This window comes from Pseudomonas sp. SDO55104_S430 (assembly GCF_054070595.1).
This window is the reverse complement of record NZ_JBSVXG010000151.1, coordinates 1-14,367: the sequence shown is the minus strand read 5'-3', so window position 1 is coordinate 14,367 and position 14,367 is coordinate 1. Positions and strand designations below refer to the sequence as shown.

General features: G+C 61.9%; 13 protein-coding genes. 6 read left to right on the top strand and 7 right to left on the bottom strand.

The genetic code is table 11. From position 1 onward, the window contains the following. The first annotated feature begins 183 nt into the window (after positions 1-183). The 3 genes from ACW9JE_RS21925 (at position 184) to ACW9JE_RS21915 (ending at position 3,401) form a co-directional block, all read left to right on the top strand. Positions 184-1,497, top strand: a complete 1,314-nt coding sequence (locus ACW9JE_RS21925; RefSeq protein ID WP_457433916.1) for an MFS transporter — start codon at positions 184-186, stop codon at positions 1,495-1,497. A gap of 14 nt (positions 1,498-1,511) precedes the next feature. Beyond that, entirely contained in the window at positions 1,512-2,612 is a 1,101-nt protein-coding gene (locus ACW9JE_RS21920) for an NAD(P)/FAD-dependent oxidoreductase (RefSeq protein WP_457433917.1), read from the top strand. A 195-nt stretch (positions 2,613-2,807) separates the two neighbouring features. After that, entirely contained in the window at positions 2,808-3,401 is a 594-nt protein-coding gene (locus ACW9JE_RS21915) for a DinB family protein (protein ID WP_457433915.1), read from the top strand. On the opposite strand, the gene ACW9JE_RS21910 is transcribed toward ACW9JE_RS21915, so the two are convergent. The 5 genes from ACW9JE_RS21910 to ACW9JE_RS21890 all read right to left on the bottom strand — a co-directional run bounded on the left by ACW9JE_RS21910 (position 3,313) and on the right by ACW9JE_RS21890 (position 9,029). After that, a complete protein-coding gene (locus tag ACW9JE_RS21910; protein WP_457433914.1) occupies positions 3,313-4,242 on the bottom strand; it encodes a LysR substrate-binding domain-containing protein in 930 nt (309 codons plus the stop codon). The genes ACW9JE_RS21915 and ACW9JE_RS21910 overlap by 89 nt on opposite strands. 186 nt (positions 4,243-4,428) lie before the next feature. Continuing rightward, the gene (locus tag ACW9JE_RS21905) at positions 4,429-4,719 is read right to left on the bottom strand and encodes a DUF6124 family protein (RefSeq protein WP_224536403.1); all 291 of its coding nucleotides are present in this window, start codon (positions 4,717-4,719) and stop codon (positions 4,429-4,431) included. Positions 4,720-5,261: 542 nt separating this feature from the next. Continuing rightward, positions 5,262-6,584 (bottom strand): MFS transporter, encoded by a 1,323-nt coding sequence (locus tag ACW9JE_RS21900; RefSeq protein WP_224536402.1) that lies wholly within the window; start codon positions 6,582-6,584, stop codon positions 5,262-5,264. Between the two features lie 44 nt (positions 6,585-6,628). Then, positions 6,629-7,567: a LysR substrate-binding domain-containing protein gene (locus ACW9JE_RS21895; protein WP_224536400.1), complete on the bottom strand. Its 939-nt coding sequence runs from the start codon at positions 7,565-7,567 to the stop codon at positions 6,629-6,631. Between the two features lie 43 nt (positions 7,568-7,610). Beyond that, complete coding sequence (locus ACW9JE_RS21890; RefSeq protein ID WP_224536399.1) at positions 7,611-9,029, bottom strand: FAD-binding oxidoreductase; 1,419 nt, start codon at positions 9,027-9,029, stop codon at positions 7,611-7,613. Positions 9,030-9,482: 453 nt separating this feature from the next. Here ACW9JE_RS21890 and ACW9JE_RS21885 point away from each other — a divergent pair, with 453 nt between their 5' ends. Continuing rightward, on the top strand, positions 9,483-10,280 hold the full coding sequence (locus ACW9JE_RS21885) for an SDR family NAD(P)-dependent oxidoreductase (protein WP_224536397.1): 798 nt from the start codon (positions 9,483-9,485) through the stop codon (positions 10,278-10,280). 28 nt (positions 10,281-10,308) lie between these two features. After that, positions 10,309-10,719 (top strand): SRPBCC family protein, encoded by a 411-nt coding sequence (locus ACW9JE_RS21880; protein WP_457433913.1) that lies wholly within the window; start codon positions 10,309-10,311, stop codon positions 10,717-10,719. Between the two features lie 125 nt (positions 10,720-10,844). Here ACW9JE_RS21880 and ACW9JE_RS21875 read toward each other — a convergent pair whose 3' ends face one another. Further along, positions 10,845-12,239, bottom strand: a complete 1,395-nt coding sequence (locus tag ACW9JE_RS21875; protein ID WP_224536394.1) for a sensor histidine kinase — start codon at positions 12,237-12,239, stop codon at positions 10,845-10,847. Beyond that, complete coding sequence (locus ACW9JE_RS21870) at positions 12,217-12,900, bottom strand: response regulator transcription factor (protein WP_224536393.1); 684 nt, start codon at positions 12,898-12,900, stop codon at positions 12,217-12,219. Before ACW9JE_RS21870 ends, ACW9JE_RS21875 begins: the two co-directional genes overlap by 23 nt. A gap of 283 nt (positions 12,901-13,183) precedes the next feature. Here ACW9JE_RS21870 and ACW9JE_RS21865 point away from each other — a divergent pair, with 283 nt between their 5' ends. Continuing rightward, complete coding sequence (locus tag ACW9JE_RS21865; protein ID WP_224536391.1) at positions 13,184-14,116, top strand: hypothetical protein; 933 nt, start codon at positions 13,184-13,186, stop codon at positions 14,114-14,116. Positions 14,117-14,367: the final 251 nt, after the last annotated feature.

The window sequence follows — 14,367 nt, the reverse complement described above, 5'->3', positions numbered from 1 at the left end:
TAATGGAATACGCCATCGCCCCCTGTAGGAGCGAGGCTTGCCCGCGAAGAGGCCCTTGAATTCAACACAAATCCCGGGGGATGACTGCCAGTAATCCCCCAATCAGATCCCATCATTATTCAGCACCCGGAGCCGTGATTAGAGTGGGGCCGCTTGTTTCCACAACAATAAGAGCGCCCCTCCATGAACAATCCGAGTGCCGAAAGCCTGGCCATCCCAGCCGCGTCCGCAACCGAACGAGCCACCACCGTACGCTGGCGGATCTTCCTCATCATGCTGATGCTGACCGCCATCAACTACATCGACCGCGCCTCGCTGTCGGTGGCGTTGCCGATGATCTCCACAGAGTTCCAGATCCCCCCAGCCCTCGAAGGCCTGATGCTCAGCGCGTTTTTCTGGTCCTACGCGTTGATGCAAATCCCCGGCGGCATGCTGCTGGACCGTTTCCACACCCGCCGCGTGATCGTGGTGGCGACCGTGGCCTGGGGCGCGTTCCAGGCGCTGGCCGCCGGTGCGTACAACTGGATCACCCTGCTGATCACCCGCATGGGCCTGGGCGTTGCCGAGTCGCCGATCATGCCGGCCGGCGCCAAGCTCAACGGCGCTTGGCTGACGCCCAACGAACGCGGACGCGGCGCGGTGCTGGTCGACGGCGGTGCGCCGCTGGGCAGTGCCTTCGGCGCGATCATCATTGCCGGGCTGATCGCCTGGTTCGACTCCTGGCGCATCGCCTTCGTGATCGCCGGCGTCGGCACCATGCTCGCCGGGGTTCTGGCCTGGAAATACATCCGCAACCATCCCAGCGAACACCCGGGCGTCAACGCCGCCGAGCTTGCGCACATCACCGCCGGCAACGCCACGGTGAGCAAGGCCGGCGCAGTCACCAGCATCCCGTTCAAGGAGTTGCTGCGGGACCGTTCGGTATTGGCGATGTTCGCTGGCTACTGCTGCATCCTCAGCGTGTTCTACGGCCTGCTGACCTGGATGCCAAGCTACCTGCACCAGACCCACGGCCTGAACATTTCCGGCATGGGCGGCGCGACCTTCCTGATCTTCATGTGCGGTTTCGTCGGTGAATTGGTCGGCGGCTACCTGGGTGACAAATGGAAATCCACCGGTGCCTCGCCGAACCTGGTGATGCGCAGCATGTTCAGCGGCTCGGCGCTGGTGGCGGCACTCTGCATGCTCGGCACCGCCTACACCTCGCAGGCCAGCCAGGCCATCGGTCTGCTGTGCGTGGCAATGTTCTTCATCCGCTGGTGCGGCATGTACTGGTGCATTCCGTCGATCCTCGGCGGCACCTCGAAGACCGGCGTGCTGGCCGGCACCATGAACTTCTGCGGCAACATGGCCGGCGTCATCGTGCCGATCCTGATCGGCCTGATCGTGCAGTTCACCGGTTCGTATTTCCTGGTGCTGATCTTCTTCGTGGTCATGGCCTTCCTGTTGGCGATATTCTCCAGCCTCATCGACTATCGGGAGCGGGGACTGGTTTGATGGCAGCGGGGACGGTGAGCGTCGATATCGATAGCGTGGTGGTAGGTGCCGGGGTGGTCGGGCTGGCGGTGGCCAGAGCCTTGGCCATGAGCGGGCGCGAGGTGATCGTGGTCGAAGCCGGCGAAGGCATCGGCGTCGGGGTCAGCTCGCGCAACTCCGAAGTGATCCACGCCGGAATCTACTACCCCGGCGGCAGCCTCAAGGCGCAGTTGTGCGTGGAGGGCAAGCAACGCCTCTACGCCTACTGCGACGAGCGCGGCGTGAGTCATCAGCGCCTGGGCAAGCTGATTGTCGCCACCGATGAAGCGCAGCAACTGGCCCTGGGAAAGCTGTTGGAGCAAGGGCGGCAAAATGGCGTGGATGATCTGCAATGGCTGGATGCCGGGCAGGCGCGGGCGCTTGAGCCGCAGCTGTCTTGTGTCGCTGCGCTGTGGTCGCCGTCCACCGGCATCGTCGATTCCCACGGGCTGATGCTGGCGCTGCAAGGCGATGCCGAGGCCCATGGCGCGTCGCTGGTGTTTCATACGCCGCTGTTGTCGGCGCGCTGCATCGAGCAGGGGTTTGAACTGCAGATGGGCGGTACCGAACCCATGACTCTGACCTGTCGCGAGCTGATCAATTGTGCGGGGTTGTCGGCGCCCGAGGTGGCTGGCCGCATTGAAGGCCTTTCTGCTCGGCATGTGCCGACCGCGTATTTGTGCAAGGGCAGCTATTTCAGCTTCAGCGGCCGTGCGCCGTTTCGCCATCTGGTGTACCCGGCGCCGGAAAGCGCCGGGCTCGGCGTGCACATGACCCTCGACCTTGGCGGGCAGGCGCGGTTCGGGCCGGATGTGGAATGGGTCTCGGGAATCGATTACCGCGTGGATCCGGCACGGGCCGATGGTTTTTATGCGGCGATCCGGCGCTACTGGCCGGGGTTGCCGGATAACAGTCTGCAACCGGCCTACAGCGGTATCCGCCCGAAAATCAGCGGCCCGGGCGAGCCGGCTGCCGATTTCCGTATCGATGGGCCGGCGGAGCACGGAGTGCCGGGGCTGATCAACCTGTTCGGTATCGAATCGCCGGGGCTGACCAGCTGCCTGGCGCTGGCCGACCGAGTAACACGGACCCTGTAGGAGCGAGCACGCTCGCGATGGTCGTCAACGATGACGTTGGCTGTCTGACACCCCGCGTTGTCCGTACCTCCATCGCGAGCATGCTCGCTCCTACAGGAGGCGGGGTGAACTGATGACCGGTAATCAGCCCCCGCACCGCCCGTCTCTGTTAGCGCTATCCTTGGGAAATGCGCTCTTCGCCATCGGAGACATCTGATGATCAACGTACGCACTGCCCACATGCTCGCCGACTACCGAACATGGGCCAATCGGCGCCTGTTCGACAACCTGGCGCAGTTACCCGCGGGGGAGGTCGAGAAACAACGCGCCGGCGTTTTCGGCACCATCATTGGCACCCTGAACCACATCTACGTCGTCGACCGCATCTGGCAGGCCCATCTCGAAGGGCGGGGCCACAACTTCAAAACCTCCCACGACCTGATCCATCCCGTGCTTTCGGATCTGCGTGAGGCGCAAAAGGCCGTCGATCGCTGGTACGTCGACTGGGCGGAGCGACAGACCGACGCCTCGCTGGACAAGCCCCTGCGGTTCACCTTCGTTTCCGGGGAAAGCGGCACCATGAGCGCCGGCGCGATGTTCCTGCACGTGGTCAATCACGCCAGCTATCACCGTGGCTGGATCGTGCAGATCTACTTCGAGATCCCGGCCATGCCGCCGATGACCGATCTGCCGGTCTACATGCGCGAGACCGATCCGCATTTCAATTCGCTGAACGCCCCGACGGTGGAGCCGACATGTGCTCCGCAATTCGCGAGCGCAACCAACGTTCTGCCGGATCGTTATCGTTGACGCCGTTCCAGACCATGGACAGTTCGGACAGGTTTATCTCGAACGGCGCATCGTCGGCACGCAGCAGAGGGCTGCCGTCGATCAACGCTTCGGCCGCGTAGTCCGGCACGGTGGCGAGCATGTCGGTGCCGGCGATCAGCGAGCGCAGGCCGGCGAACTGCGGAACTGCCAGCACCACCCGGCGCGAGCGGCCGATACGGGCCAGGTCGGTGTCGATGGCCCCGGTCAAATCCCCGGAAAACGACACCAGCGCGTGGGGCCGATCGCAGTAGTCGTCCAGAGTCAGCGTGCCTGGGCGTTTATCCCCGCGCAGAATCTTCACGCTCAAATCCCGCAGCTTCTTGCGCTTGGCATTGGCCGGCAGTTCAGTGGTGTAGCTGATACCGACGGAAATCTCCCCGGTGCCGAGCATCGACGACATCGACAGAAAGTTCACCCGCCGCACCACGATCACCACGTTCTGCGCCTCTTCGCGCAATTGTTTGAGCAGGGGCGGAAACAGGCCGAATTCGGCATCGTCGGACAACCCGATGCGAAACACATCGCGGCTGGTGGACGGGTCGAAATCCTTGGCCCGGCTGACCGCACCGGAAATCGTGTCCATCGCCGGCTGCAGTTCCTTGAGAATCGCCAGCGCCCGCTGCGTCGGCTCCAGCCCCCGACCGTTGCGTACCAGCAGCGGGTCATCGAACAGATCGCGCAACCGCGCCAGCGCGGCACTGACCGCGGGCTGGCCGAGAAACAACTTTTCCCCGGCGCGGGTCAGGTTCTTCTCGAACATCAACGTCTCGAAAATCACCAACAGATTCATGTCCACGCGGCGCAGGTCGTTGCGGTTCATGGTGGCGGGCTCGCTGGGGGGTGGAATGCATTGAGTAAAGCACCAAACCCTGTTCCGGTCTCGGTACATGGCCTGTAGGAGCGAGGCTTGCTCGCGAAGGCGGTGTGTCAGCCAACATCATCGGCACTGACACTCCTTCTTCGCGAGCAAGCCCGCTCCCACAGGGATTTGCGGTGTGGCGAAAATTTATGGTGGGTCCAGTCGATCCAGCGCCCGGTTCACCGCCAATTCACCCAGCATGATCACCTGCGCAATTCCCAGCAAAGTGTTGAGCCCCGGACCCTCGGTAAGGTCCGCCAGATCCATGGTCATGACATGGGCCGAGGCCAGCGATTCGCAGGCATGGGCGAGCAGGGTTTCGGCATCGAGTTCGGGATCGACGATGAACATGGTGGAGGGTTTGCGAGGGGTGGAGCGGATGTTGGCAGCGGCGGGAATTGATTTGGATTCGGGTGGGTTGGGTGTTGGTTTTTTCATTGATAAAGCTCCTGGGGTTATTAGCATTTGGAGCCGTCATCCTTCGCTACCAAACGAAGGGTGGCAGCCATACGCAGGTTGGTAGACCGGTCAATCCCAGAAACCCGGCGCATCCGAAGATGCCCTACGCATGACCGCCATTTTGAGCAGAGAAAAACTGTTCTGCTTAACGTGGCGCTATGCGTCTGGGAATACTGGGCTACCAAACCCGATCGCCAATTTCTCAGCGACCGCCAAACGATAAAACCCACCCCCAAGGCGCACAAGCCGGCGGATTCTGGCGTACCCGTAGGCAATGACGCAAGGCGCTGTAGCTTTCATCAAGTAACGACTGACAGTCGTTAAACATGCATTAAACACAGGCACCGCCATCGCGAGCAGGCTCACTCCCACAGGGGATGTTCGGTGAACACAAATACTGCGCAAGACACACACCCAATGTGGGAGCGGGCTTGCTCGCGAAAGCGGTGTGTCAGCCATCATCGGCACTGACACTCCCTCTTCGCGAACAAGCCCGCTCCCACCCGGGATTTGTATGAAGATTATGGAATTCGAACGGGATCAGACACCGTCGATGCCGGGCGCTTGCCGGGGCGGGAGACGCTCAAACCCAACACACCCCCCAACACCAGCGCTCCAGCCATGAAGTACATAGCCACCTGCGTACTGCCCGTCATCTGCGTCAACCAGCCCACAACGATGGTGCTGAAAAAACCCGCCACATTCCCCAGCGAATTGATCAAGGCAATCCCCGCCGCAGCCGCAGCGCCGCCGACCACGGCGGTGGGCATGCCCCAGAACACCGGCAGGCTGCTGATCATCGCGGCGGTGCCGACCGTCAGGCCGATCATGGCCAGCAGCAGACTGTTGCCGAACAGGGTGCCAAAGATCGCGCCGCCCGCGCCGATGCAGGCGCAGATTGCCAGGTGCCAGCGGTACTCGCGATGGCGATCGGAGCTACGGCCGACCAGGACCATGCTGATTGCCGCGAGCGAATAGGGAATCGCGGTCAACACGCCGATGGCCCAAGGCTCGGCGACGCCGCTGTTACGGATGATGGTCGGCATCCAGAAGCTGATCACGTATTGCCCCAGCACCAGACAGAAATACACCGCGCCCAGCAGCCAGATCTTCGGATTGAGCAAACCGTCGCGTAGCGAGTGCTGTGGCTTGTCCCTGGCTTCGCGGTCCAGCGCCGCCTGCATGCCGCGTTTCTCTTCGGCGCTCAGCCATTGCGCATCGGCGATCCGGTCGCGCAGCAGGAAAAACACCGCGGCCCCCAGGAACACCGCGGGCAAGCCTTCGATCACGAACAGCCACTGCCAGCCGGCATAACCGGCGACGCCGTCGAGGCTTTGCATGATCCACCCGGAAATCAGCGAGCCGAGCATGCTGGAAATCGGCAGGGCGGCGATAAACAGGGAAATCATCACCCCGCGCCGGTGACTGGGAAACCAGGTGGTGAGGTAGAAGATGATCCCCGGAAAGAACCCCGCTTCGGCGATGCCAATCAGAAAGCGCAGCACATAGAAACTCATCGGCGTCTGGATGAACATCATCGCCGCCGACAACAGGCCCCAGGTCATCATGATCCGGGCGATCCAGCGGCGAGCTCCGAACCGGTGCAGGGCGATGTTGCTTGGGATCTCGAACATCAGGTAGCCGACGAAGAACACTCCGGCGCCGAGCCCGTAGACGGCGTCGCTGAATTTCAGGTCATCGAGCATCTGCAGTTTGGCGAAGCCGACGTTGACCCGATCCAGATAAGCGACCAGGTAGCAGACGATCAGCAGCGGAATGATCCGCCAGGCGGTTTTGCAATAGGCAGAGTGCAGGGCCTTGTCGTCGATCTCAGGTGAATTCATCTCAAGCCTCTTTCTTGTTGTTGTCGGGGCGGTCATGAAACGTGTCAGAGCGGTCGACCTCCGGGCCAGTCGCCGTTTTCGCAGAGCTCGTTGACCACGTCGCGGATCAGCTCGCAGATCAAGTTTTTCAGGTGACTGGCGGGCATTGTGGTGCAGCTGCAAATGCCCAGGGTTCGGGTCAGGCCATCGGCGGCGATGCGATGGGCCACCAGGCGGCCGTCCTCGATTTCGCGCATGGCCAGGTTCAACGGCATGATGGTGTGGCCGATACCTGCCTCGACCGCACTCTTGAGGATGTGCACCGAATTGACCTCCATCGCGATCTCGGCCACAGACAGGCCATGGCGTTTCACCGCCTGCTCCACCAGGGTGCGGGTGCTGTGGCTGTGAGCCTGGCTGGGAAACACCAATGGCCGTGCCAGTGCCTGTTCCAGCGATACCTCTCCCGCTGGCGGCGCATCGGGGTCGTTGGCCATGTGGATCAGGTAGAAGTCCTCTTCCACCAACGGGCTGAACTGCACCTGCGGCGGCAGGCCCTCGGAGGTGAACAGCGCAAGATCGACCCGGCCATGGACCAGTTGATCCATGACGTTGCCGGTCAGCTCTTCATTGAAGTTGAACGCCACCAGCGGATAGCGCGCCTTGACCGCACGCATCAGCGGCATGGCGAGGATGCTCGCCACCGATTGCGGCAAGGCCACGACAATTGAACCGCTGACCGCGTCCGGGCTGCTGTTGACCGCCGCGCGGGCATCGCTGAGGTGTTTGAGCATGCCTTGGGCATACTCGTAGAACACCTTGCCGGCCTCGCTGGCGATCACTCCGTTGTGACTGCGATAGAGCAACTGCGCACCCAGTTCGGCTTCCAGTGCGGACATCTGTTTGCTCAGCGCCGATTGCGCGACGTGCACCTGACGCGCCGCCTGGGACAGGCTGCCGCAATCGATGATGGCGACGAAATATTTGATCTGACGGATTTCCATGATGACTCCCTCGGTTTCCTTCCGGCCGCCATGCTATCGCGCCTCAGCGCAACGCACGGCCTCGGGGGAAGATCTTGCCGGGGTTCATCAGCTGTTTCGGGTCCAGCGCGGCCTTGATCGCGGCCATCACGTCCACCGCATTGGCGCCGTGTTCCAGGGCCATGAAATGTTGTTTGGTCAGGCCGACGCCGTGTTCGCCGGTGCAGCTGCCATCCATGGCGATCGCCCGCTCGGCCAGGCGATGGGCCACGGCTTCGGCGCGCTGCACTTCGTCCGGGTCATTGGGGTCAACGAGGATCAGCGCATGGAAATTGCCATCGCCGACATGCCCGAAGATCGGTGCCACCAAGCCGTTTTCCGCCAGGTCCGCGGCGGTGGCTTCGATGCATTCGGCCAGGCGTGAGATCGGCACCACGGCGTCGGTGGTCAGCGAGCGACAGCCCGGGCGCAGGGCGAGGGCAGCGAAATAGGCCTCGTGCCGCGCCTGCCACAACCGGCTGCGATCCTCGGGGTGCACGGCCCATTCGAAGTCTTGACCCTCGTGTTCGTCGGCGACCATGCGCACGGTCTCGACCTGTTCCTTGACCCCGGCCTCGGAGCCATGCAGTTCGAAAAACAGCGACGGCGCCTGGGGCAGTTGCGTCTTGCTGTAGGCATTGAGGGCGCGAACGGTCAGGGCGTCGATCAGTTCTATACGCGCAATCGGCACGCCCAGCTGAATGGTCTGGATCACCGTGCGCACGGCGTGATCGACGCTGGGGAAGCGACACACCGCAGCGGAGATCGCCTCGGGAATCGGATGCAGTTTGACGGTCAGTTCGGCGATGGTCGCCAGGGTGCCGCCGGAGCCCACCAGCAGGTGAGTCAGGTCGTAGCCAGCGGAAGATTTGCGCGCGCGGCCGCCGGTATTGATCACCCGACCATCGGCCAGCACCGCGGTCATGCCCAGCACGTTCTCGCGCATGGTGCCGTAACGCACGGCGTTGGTGCCCGATGCGCGAGTCGCGGCCATACCACCAAGCGAGGCATCCGCACCAGGGTCGATGGGGAAGAACAGGCCGGTGCCGTGCAGGGCGGCGTTCAGCTGTTTGCGGGTCACGCCCGGCTGCACGGTGGCGTCCATGTCGTCGACGCGGATCTCGAGAATCTTGTCCATGCCCGACACATCGATGCTCACCCCGCCATGGGACGCCTGCAGCCAGCCCTCGAGCGAGGTGCCGCTTGCGTAGACGATCATCGGTACGTCATGGCGGTGGCAGGCGGTGCTGATGGCGACGATGTCTTCCAGGCTGTTGGCAAAAGCCACGGCATCGGGCGGCACCGGATCGAGAGCGGAAATGTCGGTGCCATGGTGCTCGCGCACACTGGCCGAAGTGGAGAACCGGGTGCCGAGCAACTGGCTCAACTCGTCGCGCAAGGCATCGGGCAGGGGCGGGTGTTCACAGGCGACAGCAATGTTCATCGAGCGATCTCCAGTTTCTTGTACGCCGCGGGCAACGTCGCGGCTTGTGTTGGGAGGTGTGGCTCATCTTAGTCAGCGTTTGGCCAACACTCGTAGTGCTGAATTCAGATGGAGCCATCTCTTCCAGATATGTCCGCATCCCCTGTAGGAGCGAGCTTGCTCGCGATGAACGCCAGAACACCGCGGGGTGTCAGGCCGCCCGCGTTATCGTTGACGACCATCGCGAGCAAGCTCGCTCCTCAGGAACCAGTAAATCGGGCTCCAGCTTCTACACTGGATGGGCTGAGGTAAATCAGGTCAGACCTTTCGGGGCACAACTCCTGCTTATTATGTCTTGGACGGTCGGATCGCCACGCTCTAGGATTCGCTCAACGGTCACTCCTGACCACGCAATCAAACGTTATCGCGGCAGTTCACGGTGTCAGCACCTCTGTCGAACATTGGAGCTTGAACATGAAAATCGATCTGACTGGAAAACTGGCCATCGTCAGCGGCAGCACCGCCGGCATTGGTCTGGGCATCAGCAAGGCACTGGCCGAATCAGGTGCCACGGTAGTAGTGATCGGCCGCGACTCGGCCAAGGTGGAGCAGGCGCTGGCGACCATTCGTGAGCAGGTACCGGGCGCTCAACTGCGCGGGCTGACCGCCGATCTGGGCACCGCTGAAGGCGCACAGAAGCTGTTCGCCGCCGAACCTCGCGCCGACGTTCTGGTGAACAACCTCGGCATCTACAACGCCGAGGACTTCTTCGAGACCCCGGACAGCGAGTGGGAGCGCTTCTACGAAATCAACGTGATTTCCGGTGTGCGCCTGTCCCGGCATTACGTGCCGGACATGGTCAAGCAGGGCTGGGGCCGGGTGATTTTCCTGTCTTCGGAATCCGGCCTGGCGATCCCTGCCGAGATGATCAACTACGGCGTAACCAAAAGCGCCAACCTGGCGGTGTCCCATGGCTTGGCCAAGCGCCTGGCGGGCACCGGGGTGACGGTCAACTCGATCCTGCCGGGCCCGACCCTCACCGACGGTGTGGAAGAGATGCTCAAGGATGCGATCGCCGCTTCGGGGCGCAGTGTCCAGGAAGAAGCCGACGCCTTCGTGCGCAAGGCCCGTCCGAGTTCGATCATCCAGCGTGTGGCGCAGGTCGAGGAAGTGGCCAATCTGGTCGCCTACATCGCTTCGCCGCTGTCCTCTGCAACCACCGGCGCGGCCCTGCGGGTCGACGGCGGTGTCGTCGACAGCATGGCCGTCTGAATTTCATTTATCTGGAGAGCATTGACTCATGGCAACGACCTCAGCATTCATCGACATCCCGGCTTCGGCCGACCAGGTCTGGCAATTGATCGGCGGCTTCGACTCGCTGCCCGATTGGCTGCCCTTCATCCCGAAAAGCGAACTGAGCGAAGGCGGTCGTGTGCGCAGTCTGCAAACGGCGGATGGCGGTGTGGTGATCGAACGTCTGCAAGCGTTCGACAATGAAGCGAAGAGTTACAGCTACTCGATTCTGCAGGCACCGTTTCCGGCCACTGCATACCTGGCGACCATCAAGGTGGAAGCCCTGGGGCAGGGTGCGCGGGTTACCTGGTCTGGGCAGTTTGAACCGGTAGGGGTGAGTGACGAGGAAGTGGTGGCGTTGTTTACCGGGATTTATCAGGGTGGGTTGGAGGCGTTGCGGGCTAACTACCCGGCTTGATAGCACACCACCAATCCCTGTGGGAGCGGGCTTGCTCGCGAAGGCGGATTTTCAGTCAACGATGATGTTGCCTGACACGACGCCTTCTCGAGCAAGCCCGCTCCCACAGGGGGTTATCTTTTGATTCAAGTTTGTGGAATCAAGCTCTCTTCACAATCCAGCACCAGCCGCGCACCACCCATTTCACTGCTGCCCACTTCCAGCTTGAAACCATGCAAGCTGACGATCGCCGCGACGATCGACAGCCCCAGACCAAAACCGCTTTTCAGATTGCCCGCTTCAGCGCGATAGAAACGCTGGAACACCGCCACCCGCTCAGCCTCGGGAATCCCCGGGCCCGAGTCCAGGACTTCGATGCGGGTATGTCCGTTGTCATTGCGCCCGCGCAGAATCACCTGACCGCCCGGCGGGGTGAATTTGATCGAGTTGCTCAACAGGTTCGCCACCGCCTCGAACAGCAGTGCCCGGTCACCATTGAGCGATGGCAGTGTTTCCGGCAGTTGCAGCGTGAACGTCAGGCCATCGTCCTCCGCCAGCGGCAGATAGAACTCGTGCAACTCCTGCAGCAACGACACCGGATCGAGCTGCACGAAACCGGAGCGACGCTGGCGATCCTCCAGTTCGGAAATCCGCAACAGCCCGCGAAACCGCGCCATCAAGGTGTCGGCCTCGGCCAGCACCAGATCAAGCTGCGCCGCCTCGCTGGAGCCTTCGCCAGCCTGTTGTTGCATGCGATACAACTGCGCGCGCAATCGGGTCAGCGGGGTGCGCAGGTCATGGGCGATGTTGTCGCACACGCCCTTGACCTCGTTCATCAGGCGCTCGATGCGTTCGAGCATGGCGTTGACGATGGCGGCGAGCATGTCCAGTTCGTCGCGGCGGTTGGACAGCGGCAGGCGTCGGGTCAGGTCGCCGGCGACGATGGCCTCGGCGCTGGCCTGAATCCCGCGGATGCGCCGCAGTGGCCGGCGCCGCAGCAGGTGCCAGCCGACGATGCCCGGGAGGATGGTCAGGGTCATGCCCCACAGCAACGCGTGGAGGATGATCCGGGTCACCGCAAACAGCGAACCGTTGTCGCGCACCAGCACCAGCCAGCGCCCGTCGTGGGTCTGGGTGGCCACGGCGTCGCAGCTGTCGGAGGGCAGGGTCGGGTCGTCCGAGTCGGCGCATTCGCTGAGCATGTGGATCTTGCCGTCCAGCGGCAGACCTTCGGGAATGCTGCGCAGGGCGCCGTTGAGGTAGCGGTGCTCGCGATCGAACAGGCCATAGGCGTCGATGCCGCGAATGTCGAACGTCATGCTGACGGCGAGGGCGTCCACCAGTTGCTCGCCCTGGAAACGTGAGAACAGATGCTGACGTTGCATCAGCGAATGCTTGGCCAGGTTGTCCAGGTACGCGGACACCTCGTAGTACATGACCCCCATGAGGATGCCGCTCCAGGCCACGAACAACGCACTGTACAGCGCCAGCAGACGACTGCTGGAAGAACGCCAGCCTTTAGACGGGTTCGGCAATGACATAACCCGAGCCTCGCACGGTTCGAATCAATGGGGCATTGCCAGGTGGGTCGATCTTCTTGCGCAGACGGCCGATGTGCACGTCGATCAGGTTGGTGCCCGGATCGAAGTGATAACCCCAGACCTCCTCGAAAATCATCATCCGCGAGAGGATTTGCCCGGTGTTGCGCATCAGGAATTCCAGCAGTTTGTACTCGGTGGGCAGCAGCGTGAGCATCTGCCCATCGCGGCTGGCTTCGTGGCTGATCAGGTTCAGCTCCAGATCGGCGACCCGCAGGGTGGTGGCCTGGGCGGTGCGGGTGTTCTGCCGACGCAACAGGACTTCGACCCGGGCGGCCATTTCATCGGTGGCGAAAGGCTTGGTCAGGTAATCGTCGCCGCCGGCACGCAAGCCGCGCACACGCTCATCGACATCGGACAGGGCGCTGATCATCAGGATCGGCGTGGCCACGCCCTTGCTGCGCAAGGTGGTGACGATCGCCAGGCCATCGAGCTCGGGCAGCATGCGGTCGAGGGTGATCAGGTCATAGTCGCCGCTGATCGCCCGCTCCAGACCTTCGCGTCCATTGTCGACCCAGTCGACGTCAAGGCCGTGGCTGCTCAATTCGGCGACAATTTCCCGGGCGGTCACGGCGTCGTCTTCGATGGTCAAGATGCGGGTCATGGGTTGGCCTGATAATCGGTTCGATACAAAGTGAACGGCATTTTGCCAAGAATTGCCTGTCGGCTTACTAAATAAAAGTTCATGAGCGGTAAAAGGTCTCTGCGCTAATGCATAAATCCCGTCGACCTGGGCTCTTCATTGCATATTGCATGAGGATTGGAAGTTCAATATTTATAACTAGCTGAAATATAAGGATTTAATCAATAGTCGGGACTGGCACGGTGACTGCAACGGCTGATTCGAGAGTTGTAACACCATATTTACTGCCTGGAGCGACATAACAATGAATAGATCCAATGATGGCTTCTATGCCGCCGGCCTGGAGGAATCGACCGCCGTGTCTGGCGTGTCGTGGGGCGCGATTTTCGCCGGGGCCGCGGCCGCGGCGGCGCTGTCGCTTATATTGGTGATGCTGGGATTTGGCCTGGGTTTTTCCGCAGTGTCGCCTTGGGCCAATGAGGGCATGAGCGCCAAGAGCCTGGGGATCACGACGATCGTCTGGCTGGCGTTTACGCAAATTGTAGCGTCCGGGCTCGGTGGCTACATTGCCGGGCGTCTTCGGGTGAAGTGGTCTTACATGCATGGCGACGAAGTTTACTTTCGCGACACGGCTCACGGCTTTCTTGCCTGGTGCGTGGCGACGCTGGTGACCGCGACGCTGGTAGCGGGGTCGGTCAGTAGTGTAGTCAGCGGTGGCGTTCAGGCCGGGGCGCAAGTTGCCGGTGGCGCAGCCTCTGCGATGACGCAGGCGGCAGGCACTGCGGCTGCCAATACTGACAGTGATCAGTACGACTATTACATCGACAGTCTGTTCCGCGATGATCGCCCGGTCGCCGTCAGTGACGACGCAGCCCGGGGCACTGTGACCCGCATCTTCGTACGCTCGATCGCCGACGGCCAGCTGTCTGCCGAGGACCGCACCTACCTAGCACAGCTTGTAGCCCAGCGAACCAACCTGTCCCAGGCCGATGCCGAGCGTCGTGTGGATGAAGTCTATGCCCGCACGCAGAAAGCCGTGGCCGATGCCAAACAGACCGCCAAGGAGGCCGCTGACACCGCCGCTAAAGTCGCTGCCTGGACGACCTTGTGGATGTTCGTTGCACTGTTGATCGGCGCCTTCTTTGCCAGCCTCGCCGCAACCTTCGGCGGCCGTCGCCGGGATGCCGTGGTGTATGTGGAAACCGACACCTACGTTACCAACACGCCAGTTCGCTAAATCAGGAGAATCATCATGCGCTCATTACTGCTGTTCTTTCTCGGTGTACCGATCCCGATCATTATTCTGATTGCGTTGTTCATGCATTAATATCGGTGCAAGCCGCTTCTTTAGTAGAGGCGGCTTTTTCGTATTGCGTTCGGCCTTTTGATTTTTATCGCGAGCAGGCTCGCTCCCACAGGGGGGGGCGGTTAATTGTGGGAGATTCTATGTTGCAGGGGAACCCTGCAGCCTTAAATTCGGCTGGTATT

Excerpts from the sequence above, each read along its gene's own strand:
- ACW9JE_RS21910 (WP_457433914.1), bottom strand. The coding sequence starts at position 4,242 with ATGAACCGCAACGACCTGCGCCGCGTGGACATGAATCTGTTGGTGATT.
- ACW9JE_RS21915 (WP_457433915.1), top strand. The coding sequence starts at position 2,808 with ATGATCAACGTACGCACTGCCCACATGCTCGCCGACTACCGAACATGG.
- ACW9JE_RS21870 (WP_224536393.1), bottom strand. The coding sequence starts at position 12,900 with ATGACCCGCATCTTGACCATCGAAGACGACGCCGTGACCGCCCGGGAA.
- ACW9JE_RS21900 (WP_224536402.1), bottom strand. The coding sequence starts at position 6,584 with ATGAATTCACCTGAGATCGACGACAAGGCCCTGCACTCTGCCTATTGC.
- ACW9JE_RS21880 (WP_457433913.1), top strand. The coding sequence starts at position 10,309 with ATGGCAACGACCTCAGCATTCATCGACATCCCGGCTTCGGCCGACCAG.
- ACW9JE_RS21885 (WP_224536397.1), top strand. The coding sequence starts at position 9,483 with ATGAAAATCGATCTGACTGGAAAACTGGCCATCGTCAGCGGCAGCACC.
- ACW9JE_RS21890 (WP_224536399.1), bottom strand. The coding sequence starts at position 9,029 with ATGAACATTGCTGTCGCCTGTGAACACCCGCCCCTGCCCGATGCCTTG.
- ACW9JE_RS21905 (WP_224536403.1), bottom strand. The coding sequence starts at position 4,719 with ATGAAAAAACCAACACCCAACCCACCCGAATCCAAATCAATTCCCGCC.
- ACW9JE_RS21875 (WP_224536394.1), bottom strand. The coding sequence starts at position 12,239 with ATGTCATTGCCGAACCCGTCTAAAGGCTGGCGTTCTTCCAGCAGTCGT.
- ACW9JE_RS21925 (WP_457433916.1), top strand. The coding sequence starts at position 184 with ATGAACAATCCGAGTGCCGAAAGCCTGGCCATCCCAGCCGCGTCCGCA.
- ACW9JE_RS21895 (WP_224536400.1), bottom strand. The coding sequence starts at position 7,567 with ATGGAAATCCGTCAGATCAAATATTTCGTCGCCATCATCGATTGCGGC.
- ACW9JE_RS21865 (WP_224536391.1), top strand. The coding sequence starts at position 13,184 with ATGAATAGATCCAATGATGGCTTCTATGCCGCCGGCCTGGAGGAATCG.